A 1,901-nucleotide genomic window follows, 5' to 3' on the forward strand; every position below is an offset into this window, starting at 1 on the left:
TCTATTCTCCGAGCAAATATCTGCACAATTTCCTTACTTTTTGGATAAATTGCGCAGATTTGTTCTCATTAGGCTGCTAAAACTTTTAAAAGCTGTTCTGTTTTTTTGGCTTCGACATTTCTGATAGTCTCTTGCCATTCACGGTATTCTTTAGAGCTGATCACATTGAACTGAAAAGCGAACTCGACTACTTGTTCAAGTGAGTTGAAATCTTTCTGTGACAACTCTTTGATGTATGATTGAGCGTTCATTGTTGTGGCTCCTTTAGTTGTTAACTACACGGCCTTTGCCGTTGCAGTAAGTACATGTCCAACTACGCCCCCAACCATCTTTAGATAACCCATCAATGCAGTATTTGCATGGCTCAGAAGACGCTTGGAATATTCTCTCTTGCTCACGTTCTGCCTTAAGTTTTTTAAGTTCTCGTTCAGCATCGTTAAATGGCTGAATATGAACAGATCCTGTTGCCTCGGACTCCATAGAGATAGCAATTTTTACATCTTCAACTATTTGTTCTATTTGCTCTTTACTCGGCTCAAATCCAGCGTCATAAAGGCTTTGTTGAATAGTGTCGTACCAATAACTCATCCCTTAATCCCCCTAAGCGCCGCAACAACTTGCTTGATTTCTTCTTCTGTTTCCCACCAATAGGCTGGTAATTCATCTGATTCATCAAGTATTACTGAGCAATATTCATTTGGTTCTAAGCTGTTTAAAATCCAAATAAATTGACCATGTTTGTAGTTTCTCCCGCAGGCAGGAATCTCTAGCTCAAGCTTTATGGTGCGGGGCACGATCTTGAAACTAAAATCAGGGAACTTTTCATGCTTAAGAAAAACACCCAAGTTGCAGTTAAGAGCTGTATCCCAATCCTGATTTTTATATCCAGAATAAAGAACTCTTTTTCCTTCCATCATAGCTTTGAGTGCATCAGCCCCACTAATCAGGCCTTGTTCTGCTTCGGTAGGTTGTGGTTTGGGCTTAACCTTTTCCCACATTGCTTGACGCATCTCATGACGCTGCAACTCATCCCAGCCTTGTTTACGAAAAATGAAAGACTTGCCACTTGAGTCTTTATAAATCTGATCATCACCTTCGGTTACCCAATTCGCATCCTTCACATCATTGCGATGCAACACAACAAGGTCGCGAAGTTGAGGGAGGGTGAGTTCTTTAAATTTATCTCCAAGACCATTCCAAACATAAATAGGCAAATGACAGCAGGTAGAATTTTCAGCATATAAGTGTGAGTACCATTCTCCATTTTCAGGATAATCACTAGCCCAATTAAAGCCCAATTGTTCAAACAACTCCTGAGCTTCTTTGCTTTCAGCTTCATTGTTCACTTTGATTTTGTAGTTATTCATCTCACACCCCCCAAATCGCAGGACAGATCACTTTGTAAAGAATCACTAGTGATGCAAATAAACCGATAAATACGAAAAGCATTACGACAGCGAATTCTTTGTACGGGTCATTCATGACGTTCTCCTGGAGCGCTTAAATGCGCTCTCTTAGTTCTTGTTCGATGAGGTCCTTGATCTCTACAACATCGAGACGATCAACGTATGCTTGGATTTCGCCATCTTCTGAATAGACGCGAATATCTTTGATTTCTTTAACTTCGACATCAATCCAGTTGTGACCTACACCGTTGCCATCTTTAAAAACCGATGCAACGTAATCAACTTCAAGCGAATATTCTTCGTTTGCAGTTAAAAGAGTGGCTTGTTCTTTTTTGACGTTGATTGAATCAACAGTGAAAGGAGCCATGATGTAAACTGGCTGTTTTGGCAATGAAGCGTAAGCAGTTGCAAGTGCTGTCACTATGCCAACTCCTATTGCTGATTTGACCAAATTGGTTTTTATGTTCATACTTATCTCGCTCTTTGAGTAAAAGC

At 40.2% G+C, this 1,901-nt stretch carries 4 protein-coding genes; all 4 read right to left on the reverse strand.

All coding sequences use genetic code 11. The annotated features are described in order from the left end of the window. Window positions 1-68: 68 nt before the first annotated feature. Entirely contained in the window at window positions 69-251 is a 183-nt protein-coding gene (locus WA352_RS21605) for a hypothetical protein (RefSeq protein WP_336143895.1), read from the reverse strand. A 13-nt stretch (window positions 252-264) separates the two neighbouring features. Further along, the gene (locus WA352_RS21610; protein ID WP_245106762.1) at window positions 265-588 is read right to left on the reverse strand and encodes a hypothetical protein; all 324 of its coding nucleotides are present in this window, start codon (window positions 586-588) and stop codon (window positions 265-267) included. Then, entirely contained in the window at window positions 585-1,367 is a 783-nt protein-coding gene (locus tag WA352_RS21615; RefSeq protein ID WP_336143898.1) for a hypothetical protein, read from the reverse strand. Before WA352_RS21615 ends, WA352_RS21610 begins: the two co-directional genes overlap by 4 nt. A gap of 133 nt (window positions 1,368-1,500) precedes the next feature. Continuing rightward, window positions 1,501-1,901 (reverse strand): hypothetical protein (locus WA352_RS21620; protein WP_336143900.1); only part of this gene is annotated, 401 nt, incomplete at its 5' end.

Origin of the sequence: Acinetobacter sp. 102 (assembly GCF_037028485.1) — a bacterium.
Lineage (GTDB): Bacteria > Pseudomonadota > Gammaproteobacteria > Pseudomonadales > Moraxellaceae > Acinetobacter > Acinetobacter higginsii.

Excerpts from the sequence above, each read along its gene's own strand:
- WA352_RS21615 (WP_336143898.1), bottom strand. The coding sequence starts at position 1,367 with ATGAATAACTACAAAATCAAAGTGAACAATGAAGCTGAAAGCAAAGAA.
- WA352_RS21610 (WP_245106762.1), bottom strand. The coding sequence starts at position 588 with ATGAGTTATTGGTACGACACTATTCAACAAAGCCTTTATGACGCTGGA.
- WA352_RS21605 (WP_336143895.1), bottom strand. The coding sequence starts at position 251 with ATGAACGCTCAATCATACATCAAAGAGTTGTCACAGAAAGATTTCAAC.